This is a genomic window from Caballeronia sp. GACF4 (genome assembly GCF_023631025.1).
GTDB lineage: Bacteria > Pseudomonadota > Gammaproteobacteria > Burkholderiales > Burkholderiaceae > Caballeronia.
The window spans coordinates 177,839-197,745 of record NZ_JALQDW010000021.1 but is presented as its reverse complement, the minus strand read 5'-3'; the positions used below and the strand labels follow the sequence as shown (position 1 = coordinate 197,745).

Annotated in this window: 18 protein-coding genes; 3 read left to right on the top strand and 15 right to left on the bottom strand. The window is 59.9% G+C overall.

Annotated features, from left to right (window positions below; all coding sequences use genetic code 11):
- Positions 1–8: 8 nt before the first annotated feature.
- A complete protein-coding gene (locus NCR40_RS21435) occupies positions 9–1,241 on the top strand; it encodes an O-antigen ligase family protein (protein ID WP_502800701.1) in 1,233 nt (410 codons plus the stop codon).
- A 37-nt stretch (positions 1,242–1,278) separates the two neighbouring features.
- Here the strand turns inward: NCR40_RS21435 and NCR40_RS21430 are convergent, their stop codons facing one another.
- Positions 1,279–2,607: a hypothetical protein gene (locus tag NCR40_RS21430; protein WP_250510581.1), complete on the bottom strand. Its 1,329-nt coding sequence runs from the start codon at positions 2,605–2,607 to the stop codon at positions 1,279–1,281.
- A gap of 766 nt (positions 2,608–3,373) precedes the next feature.
- On the opposite strand from NCR40_RS21430, the gene NCR40_RS21425 reads away from it, so the two are divergent.
- Positions 3,374–4,435 carry an FUSC family protein gene (locus NCR40_RS21425; protein ID WP_350029316.1) on the top strand — a complete coding sequence of 354 codons (1,062 nt, stop codon included), beginning with the start codon at positions 3,374–3,376 and terminating at the stop codon, positions 4,433–4,435.
- Here NCR40_RS21425 and NCR40_RS21420 read toward each other — a convergent pair.
- From NCR40_RS21420 to NCR40_RS21385, 8 genes are all read right to left on the bottom strand, one after another.
- On the bottom strand, positions 4,432–6,258 hold the full coding sequence (locus NCR40_RS21420) for a sigma-54 interaction domain-containing protein (protein WP_250510619.1): 1,827 nt from the start codon (positions 6,256–6,258) through the stop codon (positions 4,432–4,434). The genes NCR40_RS21425 and NCR40_RS21420 overlap by 4 nt on opposite strands.
- An 86-nt stretch (positions 6,259–6,344) precedes the next feature.
- A complete protein-coding gene (locus NCR40_RS21415; RefSeq protein ID WP_250510579.1) occupies positions 6,345–7,487 on the bottom strand; it encodes a branched-chain amino acid ABC transporter substrate-binding protein in 1,143 nt (380 codons plus the stop codon).
- On the bottom strand, positions 7,484–8,203 hold the full coding sequence (locus NCR40_RS21410; RefSeq protein WP_250495268.1) for an HAD family hydrolase: 720 nt from the start codon (positions 8,201–8,203) through the stop codon (positions 7,484–7,486). The genes NCR40_RS21415 and NCR40_RS21410 overlap by 4 nt, the downstream gene beginning before the upstream one ends.
- Complete coding sequence (locus NCR40_RS21405; RefSeq protein WP_250495267.1) at positions 8,200–8,967, bottom strand: enoyl-CoA hydratase/isomerase family protein; 768 nt, start codon at positions 8,965–8,967, stop codon at positions 8,200–8,202. The genes NCR40_RS21410 and NCR40_RS21405 overlap by 4 nt, the downstream gene beginning before the upstream one ends.
- Positions 8,964–10,313 carry a phenylacetate--CoA ligase family protein gene (locus tag NCR40_RS21400; RefSeq protein ID WP_250510578.1) on the bottom strand — a complete coding sequence of 450 codons (1,350 nt, stop codon included), beginning with the start codon at positions 10,311–10,313 and terminating at the stop codon, positions 8,964–8,966. The genes NCR40_RS21405 and NCR40_RS21400 overlap by 4 nt, the downstream gene beginning before the upstream one ends.
- Positions 10,314–10,368: 55 nt before the next feature.
- Positions 10,369–10,770, bottom strand: coding sequence for a thioesterase family protein (locus NCR40_RS21395; RefSeq protein ID WP_244831373.1), 402 nt, complete (start codon positions 10,768–10,770; stop codon positions 10,369–10,371).
- A gap of 187 nt (positions 10,771–10,957) precedes the next feature.
- Positions 10,958–11,581 carry a LysE family translocator gene (locus tag NCR40_RS21390; protein WP_250468015.1) on the bottom strand — a complete coding sequence of 208 codons (624 nt, stop codon included), beginning with the start codon at positions 11,579–11,581 and terminating at the stop codon, positions 10,958–10,960.
- Positions 11,582–11,758: 177 nt separating this feature from the next.
- A complete protein-coding gene (locus tag NCR40_RS21385) occupies positions 11,759–12,742 on the bottom strand; it encodes a DNA-binding protein (RefSeq protein WP_250510577.1) in 984 nt (327 codons plus the stop codon).
- 189 nt (positions 12,743–12,931) lie between these two features.
- On the opposite strand from NCR40_RS21385, the gene NCR40_RS21380 reads away from it, so the two are divergent.
- Entirely contained in the window at positions 12,932–13,657 is a 726-nt protein-coding gene (locus NCR40_RS21380) for a DeoR/GlpR family DNA-binding transcription regulator (RefSeq protein ID WP_244831370.1), read from the top strand.
- A 54-nt stretch (positions 13,658–13,711) separates the two neighbouring features.
- Here the strand turns inward: NCR40_RS21380 and NCR40_RS21375 are convergent, their stop codons facing one another.
- The 6 genes from NCR40_RS21375 to NCR40_RS21350 all read right to left on the bottom strand — a co-directional run bounded on the left by NCR40_RS21375 (position 13,712) and on the right by NCR40_RS21350 (position 19,865).
- Positions 13,712–14,773 carry an ABC transporter permease gene (locus tag NCR40_RS21375; RefSeq protein WP_244831369.1) on the bottom strand — a complete coding sequence of 354 codons (1,062 nt, stop codon included), beginning with the start codon at positions 14,771–14,773 and terminating at the stop codon, positions 13,712–13,714.
- Complete coding sequence (locus NCR40_RS21370) at positions 14,770–16,299, bottom strand: sugar ABC transporter ATP-binding protein (protein ID WP_244831368.1); 1,530 nt, start codon at positions 16,297–16,299, stop codon at positions 14,770–14,772. The genes NCR40_RS21375 and NCR40_RS21370 overlap by 4 nt, the downstream gene beginning before the upstream one ends.
- A 55-nt stretch (positions 16,300–16,354) precedes the next feature.
- Positions 16,355–17,359 carry an autoinducer 2 ABC transporter substrate-binding protein gene (locus tag NCR40_RS21365; protein ID WP_250468013.1) on the bottom strand — a complete coding sequence of 335 codons (1,005 nt, stop codon included), beginning with the start codon at positions 17,357–17,359 and terminating at the stop codon, positions 16,355–16,357.
- A gap of 63 nt (positions 17,360–17,422) precedes the next feature.
- Complete coding sequence (locus tag NCR40_RS21360) at positions 17,423–18,466, bottom strand: ABC transporter permease (protein ID WP_250494051.1); 1,044 nt, start codon at positions 18,464–18,466, stop codon at positions 17,423–17,425.
- The gene (gene rbsK, locus NCR40_RS21355; RefSeq protein WP_250510576.1) at positions 18,463–19,395 is read right to left on the bottom strand and encodes a ribokinase; all 933 of its coding nucleotides are present in this window, start codon (positions 19,393–19,395) and stop codon (positions 18,463–18,465) included. The genes NCR40_RS21360 and rbsK overlap by 4 nt, the downstream gene beginning before the upstream one ends.
- Positions 19,392–19,865, bottom strand: coding sequence for an RbsD/FucU family protein (locus tag NCR40_RS21350; RefSeq protein WP_244831365.1), 474 nt, complete (start codon positions 19,863–19,865; stop codon positions 19,392–19,394). The genes rbsK and NCR40_RS21350 overlap by 4 nt, the downstream gene beginning before the upstream one ends.
- Positions 19,866–19,907 lie beyond the last annotated feature (42 nt).

Genomic DNA, 19,907 nt, shown 5'->3' with positions numbered 1-19,907 from the left:
TGCTGACAGTGACGAACTTCGTGCCGTTAAGCGCGATAGGATTTCTGCCGATCCTTCTTTACGGGTGGCGTTTCTTCGGACGCTCTTACCCTTCGTTCGTCACGCCGCTCGTGGCCTTTGCCGCGTTCGCGACGATATCGACCATATTTTATGATCCCGCTTCTCTCGTCGATTTCGAATTCTATCGTCGCGATGGCAACTTTTACATCTCTTACGCGCCGATACTCGCAGGCTTCTTATACACGCACGACCTCGATCTGAACAAGCTTCTACGCCGCTTCTATATCTTCGCGGTCTGCGTCAACGCTCCGCTTTACGCTTATTATCTGGCACACGCCGGACTGCTCTCGATTCTCAAGCATCCGAGCGATAGCTACGGGAGCTTGTTCATCGCACGAAATGCGGCGGGCGGCTTCCTTGCCATGCTGCTTTGCCTGGGCATTGCAAACTACATGCATAAACCCAGCAAGCCAATGCTTGCGCTCATGGGCGCGAACTTCTTGATGCTTTGGTCGACTTACAGCCGCGGCTCGTTGCTCGGCATCGTGATGATCGTGCCTTACATTGTGCTGGGTCGCAAACGCTGGGTGCTGGCGACCATGATCGCGGGGATGATCCTGGCGTCGCTAGCGGTGGCGCAGTGGCATACGTTACCGCACATCAATTACATGGGCTACACGTTCGCGATCAGCGATCCCGACGAGAAAGTGGCGAATCTTAACATCCGCTATGAATGGTTATGGCCTCGTGCGCTGGCGTACTTCGAGCAGAGTCCTATCGTCGGAATGGGCTTTGGATCGTTCGATGATCGAATAGCCTCATACATCAATTACTTTCACCTGTTCGCCCAACCGCTGCGGATCACCACGCATCATAGCGACTCGCATGCGCACAACTCGTACCTCAACTTCCTCGCAGAACTCGGGATCGTTGGCTTGGTGTTGATGTTGTCGTTCTACTGGAGGCTGACGGGTTGGTGTCAGCGGAAGGCACAGGAATCGTTGCTCTTGAGAGGCTCGCGCGACTTCGTTGCGCTTCGCTTCGTGGAGCTTTCTTCGGTCTGCCTGATGGTCATGGCGGCCACGGAACACCGCTTGACGTCGCCGTCCAACGTGTTACCTCTGGCGCTTGTGCTGTCTCTTGTGGTGTCGTCTCGCGGACTTTCCATGCGCTTTCTTCGCTCGCGCACGGCGAGAGCGCCGGTCAGAAGCGCGCTCGCCGTCCGGCCGGAACCACAGTGAACTCGACCACTGTGTTTCCGGTCACTAGCGCGGGCAATCAAGCACCAGAGCGCGCACGGGCGAAGTTGGTGTAGCTCGAGTACACCGGGTTGATTGGCACGCCGTTGGTCATGATGCCAAAGGTGTGATCGCCGCTATCGAGCACGTAGTACATGGTCGACTGGATGTTGTGCGTCTTGCGTGCGTTGTAGAACGACTGCAGGCGCGATTGGACAAACGTGGCGCGGTAAGCATCGGTCTGCTCGGGATTCGCGTTCCACTCGGTGATCATGAAAGGAACACCGTAGCGTGCCTTGCAGTACTGCGGCAAATCGAAGTGAGGTCCCGCGCCGTCCGAACCGATGTCAAACAAGTCGCCGTACACCTCGTAGTTGTGCCATGTCGTAATGTCCCAGCGAACCTTGGGATGCCCGCTCGTACCGTCCGGCTGCATGCCGTCCCAAAGTGCATCCGATGCACCGATGTCCGCCACGCAGAAGTTGATGCCGCACTTTGCGTCCGGCTGAATGGCCTTCACACCAGCCATCAGGCCCCGCATGACGCCGCGCATGACGGGCCAGTTCGCGTTGTTGAAATCCACTACGTCCGTACCCGCACGGTTCGAATGCAGCACGGTCTGCGAGCGACGGGTGAGTTCGTTGCCACACTCGTACATGGTCACACCGTGCGGCTTGAGCGCGGCGGCCACAGTCATGCCGGTGTTGTAGGCCGTAGCGTAAGCCGCTGCCTCGCTACCGAACAGATTGCCCGAAGCGTCGGTCAAGCCTTGCTGAACGAGCGCAAGGATTTTGATACCGGTCCCATTCATGGCCGAAGCCATTTTGACTACGGCGTTGTTCTGCTGCGTGGTGCCGTTACTGCCGAGGCGATACATGGTACAGCCCAAGGCCTTCAGAATAGAGATGGTCTCGGCGGGCGTATAGCGATAGTCCCAGTGACCATTCATGCCGAAGAAGGTGCCTGCCGGTGCGGCGACGTCGACGCGCGGGTCGTTACATGCGAGCCACTTGTTCGACCAAACATAGAACTGATTGCTCTTGTTTTTCTGGTAGATCTTGCCGCCCGACCAAAGGAGCATGACGACGTTTGCAATCGACACAGAGGTCTTGTTCTTGTAGACCATACCGCCTGAGAGCGTCCACACGGCTCCCGTCTTATCGATGATCGACGTTCCGTTAGGGATGGTCGTGCCATCCGCTGACGCGTTCGCTGCTGCCTTGGCAGTCGAATCCGGCAAGGCGGAGTCATCCGAAGCCTTTGCCGACGACTCCGGCAGTTCGCCCACACCTCCGCCACCACAAGCGGACAGCATATAGGTTCCGGGCAGCGCGGTCATGCTAGCTAGAAATTTCCGTCGATTAATCATCGTTTCGTACTTCCGCCAAGTCGGGCGGAAAACTCCCTGAGGTTAGAGATGGATGTCTTCGTGCCCCCTTTAAAGAGGACTGCTAACGGATGAACCAAGGTACTTGCGCTATTTGGCAGCGTGTCGACCTTGGAAGCTCTAAGGATGGTGATCACCGATGCGCGATGCCGGAAATAACGGCCGTTGCGCGGTGACTAACCCTTGCTGCATCAAAAAACTAAGGAACTTCTGACGACTCCGAGAGACACAGTGGTTCCGCGATTTGCAGAAGACATGGCAGATACGCACCTTGTGGAGCGCAAACGCTTGCCTTAGAGGTCATACGATAAGAGGATATTACCTAAAATGACACGCCTCGTGAACCCTCGTTCGGTACTTTCTGGAAGAAAAGCAAGAAAAGGGCTGTTCGAATTAGTCTGAGCGGAACAAATGACGCTAGTCAATCGCCGCTTAAGGGCAAATTGTACCTTTTTTATTTTGATGTCATTGTTGCTAAGTAGATCTTACCTTTTGTTAATTTATTGGGCGTAAGGCCATGTCGGACGGTGGCCTCAGGCGTGAACTCTCATATCGTGGAATCATCGCGTCAAAAAATTTACCCGAGATTCGACTGTTTATACGAAGGTGCGTACGCCAAAATCTGCCTTCATAAACGCGGTTTTTTCCGCTTCTATTTTTTTCTTAGCTCAAGCGCTGCATGAGAAATAAAGCGCTCCTCCGTATGGCAAACCCGCATTTCGTTCAATCGAAGCCCTCACGCCCCTAAGTGACCGCCCTATCGAATCGTTACCGACGCATTGATCGGTTCGATGCATTGCGCATCTGTCTCCAGTCTCTGATTGCAAGCGCGCTCGCTTATGCGTGCATGAAGCTGATGGGCTCGACGAGCTTGACTTGGGCCGTCTTCTCTAGTCTGTTCACCCTTCAGGCTAATTTCGACCGCAGTCTCAAACATGGCATCGGTCAGATGATTGGCGCGGTGGCCGGTACGGTTGTCGGCCTGGCGACCCTGCATGTCTTCCCGGATGCCGGCGACGCGATACTGCGGTTAGGCGTCGCCACGCTCGCAACATGCCTGATGTCGTCGATCTTCCCGACGACCAATTACAGCATCGTGGTCGCTGCCGCAATCGCGCTCGAGCCTTCGGCAGGCTTCGCGGGCGCCATGTCGCGTGCGGAGGCCATCGTGTTGGGATCTGCCATCGGCATCGTGGTGTCGGTGAGCGTCTGGCCGCAACTGGCGCGCTCGCGTGCGTTCGGCATCATGGGGGATCTCATCGACGATTGCCGCGCATTGCTGCATGCCTTGCCGATCTTGAGCGCCGTAGAGAACCGCGCATCCGTCGACGCCTTGCATGAGCGCTTTTTACGCCATCTCGTGGACGCTCGCGCGGTCAGTAGCGATGCTCGCGTCAAGGCGCGCTTTCGCGCAGGACCGACGCTCAGTGCGGCGCTGACAGCGTTCGAAACCTTGTGGCATGGGCTGGTACTGCTCGATCGTGTCGGGGAATCGCAATGCAGGGTGCTTCCCGAAGATGAGCGCAAGCTGCTGCGCGAAAGCGTCAACGCAGTAGGCGAATGCGCGAGCGGCTACTTGGAACAACTCGCCGCGTACCTGCGCGACGGCGCCGCGCTTCCACCCAGCGAGCATTTTCTAAAGCCGCTCGGCGATGCATCCGCATCCGTCAAAGCGCGCTTCGTAGAGGCCGCCGAACGTCGTAATGAGTCGTCGCAACAACTGCAGGCGCTGGCTACGCTGTTATTCGCTCTCGAGCAAATCGAGGCGAACCTCAGGAACATAGGGTGGCTCTTGGAAACGAGATTCTAGAACGGCTGTCGAAGCGACCGCTCGATACGAATGCCGTGCCGCTTCATCTTCGCGTAAAGCGCGGGCTTCGATACGCGCAGCAACTTCGCGCAGGTCGTAACATTGAAGCGACATGCTTCGAGCGCATTCTCGATCGCAATACGCTCGGCCTCCTGAAGCGACACTGGCTCTTGACGTGAAGCGTTGCGCGTATCGCTGCCTGGCTGCGCGCTCGTCGTACTGCGCAGAAACGGCGATACATCCGCAATGCAATCGCCTTCGTTCAAATTCACCATCTTCTCGACGAGATTTTCCAGCTCGCGCACGTTACCGGGCCAAGCGTGAACTTCGAGCTGTTGCAGCGCATGCTTCGAGAGCGATGGCGTCGGCTTGTGCATCCGCGTGCAGTATCGTTCGAGGAAGAATGCCGTCATTGCCGCGATGTCTTCGCGCCGCTCGCGCAACGGCGCAATCGTGATCTCGATTACGTTGCATCGATAAAACAGGTCTTCGCGGAAGGTTTTTTCCCGCACCATGGCCGCAAGATCACGGTTGCTCGCGCAGACGATGCGAACGTCCACCGGAATGCCGCGTGTATCGCCAATACGCGTGACCTCGCGTTCCTGCAACACGCGAAGCAGTTTCGCCTGCACGTCGATAGGCAACTCCGAAATCTCGTCGAGGAATACCGTGCCGCCATCGGCGGATTCGAACTTGCCTGGACGACCATCTCGCGCCGCGCCCGTGAAGCTGCCAGGCGCATGTCCGAAGAGTTCGCTCTCGATGAGCGCATGAGGAAGCGCCGCGCAATTGATTGCGATGAACGGCAGCGTGCTGCGCACACTCGCATTGTGAATGGCCTGCGCGAAAACCTCCTTGCCGACACCGCTTTCGCCCGAGAGTAGGACGTTGGACGCGCCGCGCGCCGCCTTCTTCGCCGCATCGAGCGCGCGCTTCAAAGCGGCACTCGAACCGATCACGCTGTCGAAGGTAAAGCGCGCATGGTTGCCCGCATAGCGTCCCGCCATCTTCCGCACACGACGCATCTCACGGAACGTGTTGACGACAGACACCACTTCCCCGCAGCGGTTCTTGATGGGAATAGCCGTATCCAGTAGATGAAGATGGCGCGCTGGAGAGTCGATGATCAACTCGCGATCCACATAGCCCACGCCGGTGCGAAAGATCGGGCCAATAATCGGCTCGAAGTCGATCACCTCGTTGAGCGTCTTGCCGATACTCGCTTTCGGATCGATGCCGAGAATACGCCCCGCCACCGAGTTGACGTGGCGTAGCACATGGCCCTGCCCGATCACCATCAAGCCATCGCCGATATGGTCGATGATCGCGCGTTGCTCTTCGACGAGCGTGTCGTACACGGCGAGATCGAAGGCGCTTTGGAGGAGCACGTCGAGCGTTGCACCCAGCAGCGTGATGAGGCTTGCAGGCGAGCCCTTGCCGTTGCCGCTTGCGTCAAGCACACGCAATGCGACGAGGAAAACACGTCGCCCATGCGTCTCGACTCGCAGCGCGAACGCCTGCGCAAACGATGCGGCGCGTCCCGCGAGCGTCAGCATCACGCAGCGTCCATCCGACATCGACGTGGCCGCTTCCGCCAACGCGGCAAGCTGCGCGGACGGACAATGCGCAAAGAACGTATCGCGTGTCGCCGCGTCCACTTTCGTGAATTCGTCGATGCTTTCCAGCACGTGCCCCGCGCGATCCAGCGTGAACAGGCATACCCGTGCTTCGTTTGCGGCAAGCACGCGCGCGCTCGTCCATCTCGTGCTGGCGAGTGCCCCTTCGAGCGTGACGGTATCGGGATCGAGCGCGACGGTGGCCATGTCTTCCTGCAAGCGGTCGGGCAACGTCATCGAATATAGCAGTTCAAAATCCCGCCGCCGCACTGCGATTTTTCAGAGCGGACGCGTCAATCCTTATGCGCAATCGCAGTGAGCGCGCCGCTGTTCAACTGATACACCGTGACCGGCGCATCGACCCAATCGCCGTTTGCATCGAAGCGCACGGGGCCGAGAATGCTCGTGAACGCCTGCTCGCGCAGCGCTTTGACGTACACCTCGGGCTTCGACGATCCCGTTTTCTGCATCGCGTCCGCGACGACGAGCGTTGCGGCATAGAACGCGGGCGCATAGGTATCGACATCGGCGCTGAACGCACTCTTGAATTTCGTGCGAAAGGTCTTGCCGTCCGGTAACGAGTCGAGCGGCGCGCCGCCTTGCGCGCAGAACATGCGCTTGTCGGCGGCTCCGGCCGATAGCTTGTCGAATTCGGGCGAGCAAATACCGTCGCCGCCTACGAGCGTTGCGTTGATGCCGAGTTCGCCCATTTGCCGCGCAAGCGTCGCGGCCTGTGCATAGTAGCCGCCATAAAACACGACCTGCGGATTACGCGACTTGATCTGCGTGAGAATGGCCTTGAAGTCGGTTGCCTTGTCCGTGCTGTATTCACGCGCGACGACCTGCAAGCCCGCCTTCTTTGCGCTGTCGACGAATACATCGGCGACGCCCACGCCATAAGCGGTGCGGTCATCGATTACCGCGGCGCGTTGTGCATTCAACACTTTCGCCGAATAAAGCGCCATGCGGCCACCCATGACGTTGTCGTTGGTCGCGAGCCGGAAGACATAGGGATAGCCGAGGTGTGTGAGTTGCGGGTTTGATGACGCGCCGGTCATCATCACCACGTGCGCATCGTTGTAGATGCGCGCGGCGGGAATGCTCACGCCCGAGTTGTAATGGCCAATGACGGCGGATACGCCATCGTCCACGAGCTTTTGCGCTACGCTCACGCCTACTTTCGGATCGCCCTGGTCGTCCATCGAGATCAGTTCGAAGCGCACGGGCTTGCCTGCAATTGTGAAAGCCTTCGCATTGAGTTCGTCGATGGCAAGCCGTACACCGCGCTCATCGTCCTTGCCGCTTTGCGCCGCGCTGCCGGTGAGCGGCCCTGCCACACCGATCTTAATCACTTCCTGCGCGTATGCCGCGCGCGTTGCGCCGACCACTGTCAATGCGCATGCCATGAACGCCATCGCCAAGTTGAATCGTTTCATATCGTTTCCCCAGTCGCAGTCAATGACAGACCTTCAAGAACGTCCCGTACCGGCGACAGCGTGTCGAATTCGAAATCGGGACGTGGCTGCCACGTTCCGAGCGTCTCTCGCGTGCGATTGATCCAGGCCACCGCCATACCAAGAGGCTTTGCTCCGTCGATATCGGCCCAGCTCGCGAGCGAACAATGCAGCACGTCGTGCGCGTTTACCGCCAGGCGGTCGAGCGCGAGCGCAAAGATCGCCTGCGATGGCTTGTAGGCCTGCGCCATCTCCGCTGTCGTCACATGCTCGAAATAGCGTGTGAGCCGCGTGCGCCGCCATAGATCGCTGTCCATGTTGGTGATCGGCATGAGCGGATAGCGCGCCGCAGCCCAATCGAGGAACGGCTCAGCATCGGCGTGTGCCGGCGATGCTTCGACCAGATGCGAGAGGAACACGTCGTTCAGCGTTTCCATCGCATGGCCTTTACGCGCGCCGGGCCAGTGCGTATCGAGGCAATCGGCGAGTGCTTGTTGCGCAACATCGCGATAGCGCGCGTAGGCCTGGCCTCGATAAAGACGCACGTTGCGGATGTCCCAATCGAGATAGATCTGGGAGACAGGTTCGTCTGCCTCGACCGAGATGCGCCGCAGGACTTCCGCCATGCCGAGCGTGCCGCCTTGATCCACATCGACGAGCGTGCCGAAGTAATCGAACGTAAGGGCTTTGGGACTCATTGCGACGTCTTCCTGTTCGCGAAGGCCTTCACGCGCTCGGCGGCATCCGGCAGCGCGAATGCCTCGATGGTGACGGCACTCTCGAGTTCGAGACTGCGAGCCAGCAAGCCCGACAGGTCGCTCGTCACCAGTTTCTTTAGCTTCGATACGGACGTCGATGAGCGTTGTGCGATACGTGCTGCAAGTTCGAGCGCGGTTTCCAGTACGGCATCGCGCGGAACCACGCGATTGACCAAACCCATCGATAGCAGCGTCTGCGCGCTCTGCCTTTCGCCGAGCAACCAAAGCTCCATCGCGCGTTGATGCCCTATCGCCTGAGGCAGCAGATGCGTGACGCCGCCCGTCACGAATTGTCCCCACTCCATCTCGGGAAAGAAGCACACGAGATCGTCCGATGCGACCACGATGTCGCAATTGAGCATCCACTCGAAGCCGCCGCCGACGGCATAACCATGCACCGCGCCGACCACGGGCTTGGCACCGAACATCAGATCGCGTGTGATGCGCTGAATGCGCCCGATATGACTGCGGATACTTTCATCGCTTTCGCTTTGGGCGTCGAACTCCTTGAGGTCGTCGCCCGCGCAAAACGCGCGTCCCGCACCGGTGAGCACGATGACGCGGCATGATGCATCGCCGAGCGCGCCTTGCAGCGCGTCGTGTAGATCGTCGAGCAACGCACCGCCGATTGCGTTCATGCGCTCTGGTCGATTCAACGTGACGATGGCAACCGGTCCTTCCATGTGTAGCGTTACGTCGCTCATGCGAGCTCCTTGTCGATCCAGCGCGTCTTGCCTTCGGTACGCGGAAAATGTTCGAATGGCACCATCGTGACCGTTGCGCTCGCGCCTATGCGATTGCGTACGGCCGCCTCGATGTGATGCGCGGCATCGCCCCAGCGGGCGATATCGAGACCGCTCGCCGCTTCCACAGTCATCGCGATGCGGTCGTAAGGGCCATCGCCCTTGAGCACGATGCGAAACTGTCCCGAGGCCCATTGCGGCAGCGCTTCCACAGCGAGCCGGACGGCACCCGGAAATACGTTGATGCCGCGCACGTTGAACATGTCGTCGGTGCGACCCGTCACGCGAAAGCGCCATGCCGTGCGTCCATCCTCGCCGGCATCGACGGCAGTCACCGTCACCACGTCGCGGGTGCGATAACGCACGAGTGGCTGACATTGCTTGCGCAAATGCGTGCACACGAGCTCGCCCGTGACGCCCTCTTCCATGGACAAACGCGCGAGTGTCTCCGGATCGATGATCTCCGCGAACACGACATCCGCCGCATGAAACAAGAGGTCGTTGGTCCAGTCCGTCTGTCCGCCAAGAATGCTCAGAACTTCCGATAAGCCGAAGTTCGCATTGCGCACCTTGAAGCCCCACTTGTCTTCCATCGTCGCGCGTAACTCGGGGTTGTCGAGACCTGCTTCGCCACCGAACAGTCCGAGCTTCAGGCCGAGTTCGCGCGGTGTAGGTCCGCCTGTTTCGCGCAACACTTGCTCGATAAGCGCCGGATACGAAGGCGTACAAGAGATTGCGTTGATGCCAAGACTCAGAATGGAGTCGATCAACATCCGCGTGTTGCCGACGCCGAACGGCGCCACCGTCGCGCCAGTGGCTTCGAGAATGGTGTGATCGGTGAAGCCGCCGGTCCACATGCAATAGTTGAGACAGTGGATCACGCGATCATCGGGGCGCAGACCCGCCGCCCACATCGAGCGTGCGCCGACGCGTGCAATGTCCAATGCATCGCGTGTGCTGTTCGCGAGAATCAAAGGGCGCCCGGTCGTGCCCGACGTGCGATGCAAGCGCGCAATGGCGCTTTCCGCGCAGGCCACGTGATCGCCGAATGGCGACGCACCCTCCTGACTCACGCGCAACTCGTCCTTCTCCGTGAAGGGCAGGTCCTGCAGCGAATCGAGCGTGATGTCGTCGCGTTCGATCCAGCGTGCAAGCTTCGAACGATAGAACGCCGACATCGCACGCAGATACGTCCATTGCGTCGACCAGAGCGCGTCCTGATGACGACGCACGCCGGCTGACGGCAGCGTTTCGAAGGCTTCGTCGAAGTACACGCCATGCGTTGGGGCAGTCACAGCCACGTCCATGTCTTTCCTCGGTTGAGCGGCCTTTGCCGCGAATTCTTCGTTATGGCGGGCACGCTCATGACGAACGGCGCTTCGCGGCGCGCGCCTCGATGACGCTTCTCTCGACGATGGCCCGTGCATGGCTCGCGCTGCCGACGGGGCCGCCGTTATCGGCTGCGACAACGTCGAACCAGTACAGCGCGCCTTCGATTGCACGAAACGTCGCGGTGGCGGAGACATCGGCGCCATGTGGTGTCGGTGCGAGATGATTGAGATGCGTGGTGACGCCCACGGAGAGCTGCCCGTCGCGCAGGGAGTCGCGCATGAGTTCCGCGCAGGCGCGCTCGATAAGGGACAACAATGCGGGCGTGGATAGCACGTCGGGATAGCGCTCATCCGCTTCATGCGCGTGAGCAGAGGCGAGATCGGCGGATGAGACGGTATGCGTAAGCGTGGCGGTTCGGCCTGCTTCGATCATGGACGGCTCCGGTTTGTTATCGGAGCTATCAATGCAAGGGCTGGGCCAATCATGCGAAAGCCCCGGCTGGCGGGACTCGCCGCAAATCGCTGAATGGTCGAAAGGGCTGACCGTAAAGATTCTTAACGTTGCGAATCGAAACGGTCGTCGGCTTTGCTTAACGGGTTTCGATGCGAGATTGTGCGTATCAACGAAGCGGCAGCATCGTCAGTCCGACGATAACCAACGCAGCACCGCCGCCGCGCCGAATCATCATGAGACGGCTGTGGCTCGTGATACGCCGATGCACGGCATGTGTGACGAACGCGTAAGTCGACATCACAGTGAGCACCACGGTTGTATCGATCGCGATGAGCGTGGCGAGTTGCGGCAGTATCGGCGTATGCAGATCGACTAGCTGAGGCACGGCGGCCGCGAAGAAGCCGAGCGTGTTCGGATTGACGAGCGATACCGTAGCGGCCTCAAGAAAGATGCGCAGACAAGGCTGCCTCACGTGCGGCGTCACATGCGTGACCGCGGCTTGTGGGCCTTGTCCACGCATGGCGCGTATGCCGAGCCAGATCAGATAGAGCGCGCCCGCTAGCCGCAGACCGATGACAAGCCACGGCGATGCGTTGAGCAAGGCGCTCAAGCCGAGCATGACGCCGCTTGCCATGACGAAGCGCGAACACAGATTGCCCGAGACCGTGAAGAGCGCGGCATACAGTCCGTGACGCACGGTATTGCGCACGACGAGCATGGCATTGGGGCCCGGGGAGCCCGTGGCGGCGAGCGTTGCAATGGAAAAGGCAAGCCAGGTGGCGGTAGTCACGGCTAGCTCCCACGCGTGGCGTATGCGTCGACGGAAGAGGCTTGAATACGTGCTGACATGCTGGCTCCCGAAACGTTTGCGATGGAAGCCATTGTTGTTCATGCGGATGCGCGCAGACACCCTCCTTGCGTTGGCATCGGATTGGCGGGAGCTGACTCACGACGCGCACTGAAGGCTTTAGCCGCCTTTCTTGCGTGCCGCGACGGTCTTTTTAACCGCGGGCTTACGCGTCGCACGCTTGGGCGTCGTCTTATCGATATCACGCATCGACTTGAGCTCGTCTTTCAACGACGCATGCGCCGTTTCCAGCGCGGCCAGTTTGCCTTGGAGCACGCCGGCATGATGACGGCCGTCGCCAACTTGCGCTTGCAAGACATCGACGGCACGGCGATGGTCCACATCGCGCTTGTCGGCCCGTTTGACCGCCTCGGCCAGTTCCTTTTGAAGCTTGGCCGTGGCGCTGCGTTCGCGATCGATTTCGAGCAGCGCGCGTTTCTCCGATGCTCTCAAACGCTCCTCGGCGCGGCTCGCCGTTTCGCGCAGCTTCTCGAGATCGCGCGAAAAGCCTTCGCGCACCTTGTCCAGTTCTCGGGCGCGTGCGCTTGCTTCGTCGTTGAGCCGTTTGATTTCGGCATCGACTGCCTTTCGCGTGGCCGCGTCTTCGGCGCGTTGCCGCTCCAACTCGCGAATCTCCGCCTGTGCGGCCGACAATGCAACCGTGCGCTGTTCCAGCGTCGTTTCCATGCGCCCCAGTTCCTCGCGCGCCGCAACTACCTTCTGCTCGGCCTCGGCGCGTTGCGCGTCAAGCTCTTCGCGTTGCGTGTTGAGTTCGGCCTGTGCCGACGTAGTTGCGCGCGTCCAAAGCGTGCCGATGAGTTCGCCAGCGGCATCGCTCAAATCCGGCGGCAGGTCCGGATGCTCGATGCGTACCCGGCTCTTCTCTCGCAACTCGGCCCAGAACTCGCCCAGCACCGATGCCGGCGTGCTCATGGTGCCGCGCCGAACCAGGCTGTAAAGGCGATTGGCCGTTGGCGGCACGCCGAATCGAAAGAACAGGAGCGTGCAGACTTCCCGGTAGAGCTCGCGCGTTTTCGGGAATTCGACTTTCAGGCGGTCAATGGCGGCGGCCAGTCGTGTGTCATCGGAGAGCGGTTCGGACATTGCGGTTTGGTCAGTTCTTGGAGGAGCAAGAATATAGCGTAGAGCGGCCGATAATTAACGCTCGCTCGACTGCTTGGCCATATGGACAACCCCGTACTTACCCGCGCCAGCGTTCACACGCCGGTCCGCATTGTTATAATCCTTTCAACCCACGACTAAAACCTAACACCGCATAAAAGCCGTAATCCGATGGCCAAACCCGAACGCCTGCGCGTGCTCTCAAGCGCGCTCGAAAAGCAGAACGTGATGCGCTTGCGCGATGCAGCCGCCTTGCTCGGCGTCTCCGAGATGACCGTTCGCCGCGATATCGCAGCGCATCCCGGTCAATTCACTTACCTCGGCGGCTATATCGTCAGCGCGGCGGATTTGCCCAATGCAGCAGGCTATACCATCGAGGAAGAGAAGGATCACTTCGCTCAGGCCAAGGCGATTGCATCGAGCCATGCCGCGCATCTGCTTACCGATAGCGAGACCATCTTCATCGATTGCGGCACCACGCTTACCACGCTCGCGCGGCAGATTCCCACGGACATGCATCTCACCGTCGTGTGCTATTCGCTCAACGTGGCCGAGATTTTGCGCCGCAAGCCCAATGTCCGGCTGATCCTTCTTGGTGGCGTCTATGTGCCGTCATCCGAATCGTTTGCGAGCGATGAAAGCGTCGAGACGCTGAGGCGTATGGGCATCAACAAGGCGTTCATGTCGGCGGGTGGCGTGGATGAAGCGCGCGGTGTGACGTGCTGGAACTTTCACGAAGTGGCCATCAAGCAGGCGGCCATGGCAAGCGCCGTGGAGCGCCATCTCGTCGTCGATGCAAGCAAGCTCGGCAAGGTCAAGGCCGTGCGCTTCTCACAGATTTCCGAGTTCGACTCGGTCATCACCGAGGAAGGGCAGCGCAGACGCAAGCACGCGTAAAAAAGCCCGCAAAACGCTATGCGGGCTCTCTGCGGCTTCTGAACGACCAACCCACTACTGCCGTCGTCCGAGCGCGAACAACGTCCCTGCGACGAGAATGAATGCGCCGATGATCACCTTCTGCCAAGTGCTCGGCACGCCCACCAGAATCAGCACGCTGTTGATGAGCGTCACGAGCACGACGCCGAGCAACGTGCCCACCACCGTTCCCGTACCACCGGTTATGCGTGCGCCGCCCAAAATCACGGCGGCGATCACATCGAGTTCCGTGCCGACCAAGTCGAAAGGATTGGCAAGCCGGTTGGTCGATACATGCAGAATGCCCGCGACGCCCGCAAGCAATCCCGTATAGCCGAACACGAACAGATGGATCGCGCGCAAGTTGTAACCGAGCCGTTCGGCGATGGTGAGACTACCGCCCATCGCGTAGACGCCGCGACCCATCATCGTGCGATTGAGCAGCCACCATGTGACGACCGCCGCGATCACGAGCGCGAGCACGGAGACCGGCAACACGGCACGCAAACCATCGGACGTGTGATAGAAGAAGAGCGGCAGGCGTCCGAACGTATCCATGCTGTGCGGAATGTTCATGAAGAACTGCGTGCCCACGAAAGTCAGCAACAAGCCGCGATACAAATACTGCGTGCCGATCGTCACGATCAGCGAAGGCGCCTTCAACCGATGCACGAGCATGCCATTGATGATGCCAAGCAAGACGCCGCCCAGCGCGCCCGCGATCAGTATCAACGCGAACGGACACTCCGGCCACCATGCGAAGACGGCCTTGGTGATCGAATACATCGTGAGTGCCGCTATCGCCGTGAACGACACGTCGATACCGCCCGAAGCCAGCACGACGAGCGTACCCAGCGCAAAGAGCGATACGGTGGTCGCCGAATGCAACAAGTCGAACAACGTGGCGAATTGGAAGAACCGCGGGTTCAGGCCACCCACGATCAGACACGTTACGAGAATCAGACCTAGGGTGAACCACTCGGGATTGCGCATCAGCCGCGCATAAAGACTGCCCTTGCGCACGCGCGGCGCGACGTCGCTCACGGCTTGCGGCACCGGCTCGCTTCCCGTGCGGCGGATGGATTCGCTCATACTCATGCTGCCTCTGAAAGTAACGCGTGATAAAGCTCGGCCTCGCTCAGACGATCCGCGCGATACTCGCTCGAAATCCGGCCCTTCTTCATCATCAAGATACGGTCGCAGTTTTGCAGCAGTTCGGGCAAGTCGTCGCTGATCAAAATGATGCCGATGCCCTCCTTCGAAAGCCGCTGCATGATGCGGTAAATGATGTCCTTCGATCCCACGTCGACACCGACAGTCGGTCCGTGCAGGATCAGCACGCGCGGATCGATGGCAAGCCACCGCCCGATCAACACGCGTTGCTGATTGCCGCCCGAAAGCGATTGCACGGGCTTGTCGACGTCGGGCGTGGCGATCTGCAAGTCCTTCACGGTGCGCTCGGCAAGCTCCTGCGCGCGCTTGCGATCGATCTGACCGAAGCGGTCCCGCAAGCTCGAAATCATCGCGGTCACGACGTTATCGCGAATCGGTTTGTCGAGAAAAAGCCCTTCGTTCAGGCGGTCTTCCGGGACATAGCCTATGCGTTGCGTCTTCGCATCCGCCGGCGTTTGCAGGCGCACGCGCATGCCGTCGAGCGTGACCGTGCCCATGTCGGCGGGCGCGACACCTGCCAGTGCGCGCGCGAGTTCGTTACGGCCCGAATCGAGCAGCCCCGTCACACCGAGTATCTCGCCCTTGTGCAGCTTGAACGATACATCGGCGAACTGGCCTTTGCGTCCGAGCGCCTGCACGTCGAGCACGATCTGCGATGCGCCTTCTTCCCCTTGCGCGCGATAACGCTCGGTTGAAAGATGCTTGCCCGTCATAAGCTCGCTGATCTGCGCCTTCGTATAGTTTTCGATAGGACCTTGCGCCATTTTCTGACCATCGCGCAGCACGATCACTTCGCCGCCGATTGCGTAGCACTCGTCGAGCTTGTGACTCACGAACAGCACGGCGACGCCGTCGGCACGCAAACGCGCGAGCACGGCGATGAGATTGTCCACTTCCTTTTGCGTGAGCGACGTGGTGGGCTCGTCCATGATGACGAACTTCGCTTCGCTGGCAATGGCGCGTGCGATTGCCACGAGCTGCCGCGTGGCGAGCGGCAATTGCTCGATCAAGGTCTTCTGAAAATCCGCATCGCCCGGCAAGCCCACGGCTTCCAGCGCCCGTGCAGCGGTTTCGGCAAGCGCGCGGCGATCGAACGTGCGCGCGAGCTTGCCGTTGTGTTCGGCAAGCTCGGATGTGAGCGCGACATTCTCCGCCACGTTCATGTTCGGCAGCAGCGACAAGTCTTGATAAACGGTCTCGATACCCGCGGAAAGCGATTCGAGCGGCGATAGCCGCGCATGTCTCACGCCTTCGATCACGAGTTCGCCTTCATCGGGCGGTTGCGCACCCGAGATGATCTTGATGAGCGTGCTCTTGCCGCAGCCGTTCTCGCCGAGCAGATGATAGATCTGCCCGCGTTCAAACGAGAGGCTCACGCCACGCAGCGCATAAACGCCTGTGAAACGCTTATGAATATCGACGACTTCGAGGAGCGGTGTCTCTTTGGTCATGGCTTATAGAAAGCAGGCAGCGCGCGGCAATGAACCACGCGCCGCGTACGTCACATCAGAACGGATACTGCTTGTAGTTGGTCTTGTCGACATCAACCCAACCGGTACCGCGCACGATCACACCCTTGCCCGGGCCCTTGCTCACGGTGACTTTGTTGTATCCGGTGATGCCGAGGTCCGTACCGTTGTCGATGGTCTTGCCTTCCACCAACATCTGCGCGACCTTGTTCATTGCGAGACCGGCGAGCTTCGGGTCCCAGAACGCGATGCCGTTGACCGCTCCGCTTTCGAGGAACTTGCCTGCTTCAGTCGGCAGGCCCGTGCCATACACGCAGATCTTGCCGACCTTGCCCGCTTCTTCCACTGCACGGCCAATGCCGATCACATCCAGCGACGACGAGCCCTGAAAGCCCGTCAGATCCGGATGCTTGCGCAGCACTTCCTTCGCGACCTGATAAGCACGCTCGCCGTCGTTATTCGTTTCAAGCTTCGGCTCGACCAGATCCATTTTCGGATACTTGGCCTTTGCATTGCCGATACCGCCATCGGCCCATTGCACTTGCGAGCGGCTGCCGAGCGAGCCCACCAGCACGGCCCACTTACCCTGGCTTCCCATGCACTTCGCAAGACGTTCGTTCAAGCCCGCACCGTAGGCGGTGTTATCGAACGCTTCGATATCCACCATGGTGTTCTTCGCGTTGTCCGCTTCATGCGTGACGACCTTGATGCCGCGATCCATCGCCTTCTTGAGCGCGGGTTCGAGCGTCGGCGGATCATACGGCACGACTGCAATCGCCGTGACTTTCTTCGCGATCAAGTCTTCGATGATCTTCAGCTGTTGCGCGGCATCGGCACGCCCCGGCCCTGTCTGATACACGGAGATGTTCGGATTGTCCTTGCCGAACTGCTTTACGCCTTCGTCCATGCGATTGAACCAGTTGATGCCGGTCACTTTCACGACCGTCACGATGGTCTCGTTGTTCGCAGCTTGCGCGGCTGCAATGGCTCCTGCTGCAAGCGCGATTGCCGTGAGCGCGGTGGTGATTTTCTTGAGTTTCATTGTGCTGTCTCCTTTGCCTCTGTCACTTGGCCTCTTTATGAATCACGGGGAAATAAAAGCGTTTCAACGTCCGGTCGATGCGGGCGGTTGCGGCACCTTGCTAGAAGGCTTCGCGCCGCCTATACCGAAGATTGCGCGCACGCGTTCGCCACCTGCGAATGCAAGCGATGCAAGCAGCAAGAAACCCCACGCGCAGTCACCGAAGAATTGCGACACGCCGAGCAGATTGAACAGGCTCGACAGAAACTGCAAGACGGTCGCGGCAAGAAACACGCAGACTATACGTCCATAGCCGCCAGCGGGATTCACGCCGCCCATGACCGCGATGAGGATTGCGATCAGCAAATACGAATTGCCGTAATCCCATTTCGCGCTCGACGTATGCGTCGCGCTGATGAGTCCGGCAAGCGATGCAAGCACGCCGCAAAGACCATACGTGACGATCAGCATGCGCGTGCGCGGAATGCCCGCATAAAACGCGGCCTTCGGATTCGTGCCCATGAGATACAGCCGCAGACCGAACGGCGTGCGCTTCAATATCCAACCGAGCAACAAGACGGCGGCGACGAAAATCCACAACGATATGGGTACTTGCAGGAAGGTGCCGTTACCGATGTTGGAAAGCGGATCGACATATTCCACCCGCACCGAAGCACCGTTACTCAGCACCACCGCGATACCCGTGAACAGCAGTTGCGTGCCGAGCGTGCAGAGAATGGGCGTCAGCCTCAGCTTCGCGATCACCACGCCATTTAGGATACCGCCAAGCGCACCCATTGCCACGACGATGCATACGAACACGCCGGTATAGAGCGCCGGTGAATCGTCGCCCGAGACCATTTGCGGCAGCAACATTGCCGCGACCATGCCGGACAGATTCGCGAGCCCCACTCCGGACAGATCGATCCCGCCATTGCCCGACACCATCGACAGCATGATGCCGAGTGCGAGCAGCCCGAGTTCGGGCAACTGTCCGCCCATCGACTGAAGATTGTCGATGTCGAGAAACTGTCCTTTGGAAAGCCATGTCGCGATGATCACGACCAGCAAGTTCACGCCGACCAGAAAGTTCAGCTGGCGATCGGCGAGCCACTTCGATCCCTTCATCGCACCTCGCTCCTTTCGCCGAGCACAGCGTTGATTTCATCGAGACGCGGCATCGACGGAGCGGTGCCCGCGCGCGTCACCGAAAGGCTCGCCAGCGCGCAACCAAAGCGCACGGCAGCCAGTGCCGAATCGCCGCGTGCAAGCGCCGCTGCGAAGCCGCCTGTGAAGCCATCGCCCGCGCCTGCGGTCTCGACTACACGGCCGCAGTCGAAGGCCGGCACGAGTTCGGATGTGCCGCCCGACGTATGCAGCAATGCGCCCTTTTCTCCGAGCGTGACGATCACCGCACGCGCGCCCTTCTTGAGCAAGACATCCGCTGCGCGGCGAGCGTCATCGACCGATTCGATCGCCACGCCCGTGAGCGCGGTTGCTTCCGTTTCATTGGGCGTAATGTAGTCGCAGAGCGGATAGATGTCGTCGGTGAGCGGAAGCGCCGGCGCGGGATTGAACACCGTTATCACGCCATGCTTGCGCGCGAGTTCGAGACCACGACGCGCAGCGGGCAGCGGCTGTTCGAGTTGTGTGACGAACACGGATGCACGTGCGATATCCGCTTCGATCGCTTCGACGTCTTCGGGTCCAAGCGTGCCCGCAGCGCCGGCCGCCACGATGATCGCGTTGCCGCCCGTGTTTTCGTCGACGTAAATATGCGCGGCACCCGTGGCGATGTCGTCCAGCACGGTCGCACGCGATGCGATGCCTTCAGCCGCCCACGTTGCCTGTGCGATTTGGCCGAACGCGTCGTTGCCAATGCGCGTGCAGAAGATCACGTCGGCGCCCGCACGCGCGGCCGCCACGGCTTGATTCGAGCCCTTGCCACCCGGACCCATTGCAAACGCCGAGCCTGCCACGGTTTCGCCAAGCAAGGGCATGCGTTGTGCACGGAACGCGAGGTCGGTGACGTAGATGCCGAGAATGACCACGCTCATCGCGCTTCTCCTTCAGACGCGTCGGCAGCGAGCTGCACGCCCTTCTTGAAGATGAAGCAGCCATAACCGCGCGCTTCGCCCGTGGCTATCACGCAATACGCATTCTTGGCGCGTTCGTAGAACGCAAAACGTTCGATCGGCGCGAAAGCCTGTGCACGCCCTTCTGCGTCGTCCACTTCGCGTTGCGCCTCGCGTTGCACAGCAGGCAAAGTAGTTGCATTGCCAACTACTTCCATGCGGCCTGCCGGATCTTCGACGAACGTATCGAGCGGCAAAACCGAAAGCACGGCACGCACCGCACGCGGCGCGCTCGCGCCATCCATGCGCAGCACCTTGCCTAACACCGTTTTCCGGGCCACCGAGTCAGCGGGAAAATGAGCGTCGCAGATCACCACTTCGTCGCCATGTCCCATCGCGGCAAGCGCGTACAGGATGTCGGCATTCAATAGTGGATCGATATTCTTCAGCACAGCGTCTCCTCCATGCATGGGCGCGCTTCGTCCCGAAGTCTT

Coding starts and splice junctions, on each gene's coding strand:
- NCR40_RS21430 (WP_250510581.1), bottom strand. CDS start 2,607: ATGATTAATCGACGGAAATTTCTAGCTAGCATGACCGCGCTGCCCGGA.
- NCR40_RS21420 (WP_250510619.1), bottom strand. CDS start 6,258: ATGGCCACCGTCGCGCTCGATCCCGATACCGTCACGCTCGAAGGGGCA.
- NCR40_RS21415 (WP_250510579.1), bottom strand. CDS start 7,487: ATGAAACGATTCAACTTGGCGATGGCGTTCATGGCATGCGCATTGACA.
- NCR40_RS21410 (WP_250495268.1), bottom strand. CDS start 8,203: ATGAGTCCCAAAGCCCTTACGTTCGATTACTTCGGCACGCTCGTCGAT.
- NCR40_RS21405 (WP_250495267.1), bottom strand. CDS start 8,967: ATGAGCGACGTAACGCTACACATGGAAGGACCGGTTGCCATCGTCACG.
- NCR40_RS21400 (WP_250510578.1), bottom strand. CDS start 10,313: ATGGACGTGGCTGTGACTGCCCCAACGCATGGCGTGTACTTCGACGAA.
- NCR40_RS21395 (WP_244831373.1), bottom strand. CDS start 10,770: ATGATCGAAGCAGGCCGAACCGCCACGCTTACGCATACCGTCTCATCC.
- NCR40_RS21385 (WP_250510577.1), bottom strand. CDS start 12,742: ATGTCCGAACCGCTCTCCGATGACACACGACTGGCCGCCGCCATTGAC.
- NCR40_RS21380 (WP_244831370.1), top strand. CDS start 12,932: ATGGCCAAACCCGAACGCCTGCGCGTGCTCTCAAGCGCGCTCGAAAAG.
- NCR40_RS21375 (WP_244831369.1), bottom strand. CDS start 14,773: ATGAGTATGAGCGAATCCATCCGCCGCACGGGAAGCGAGCCGGTGCCG.
- NCR40_RS21370 (WP_244831368.1), bottom strand. CDS start 16,299: ATGACCAAAGAGACACCGCTCCTCGAAGTCGTCGATATTCATAAGCGT.
- NCR40_RS21365 (WP_250468013.1), bottom strand. CDS start 17,359: ATGAAACTCAAGAAAATCACCACCGCGCTCACGGCAATCGCGCTTGCA.
- NCR40_RS21360 (WP_250494051.1), bottom strand. CDS start 18,466: ATGAAGGGATCGAAGTGGCTCGCCGATCGCCAGCTGAACTTTCTGGTC.
- rbsK (WP_250510576.1), bottom strand. CDS start 19,395: ATGAGCGTGGTCATTCTCGGCATCTACGTCACCGACCTCGCGTTCCGT.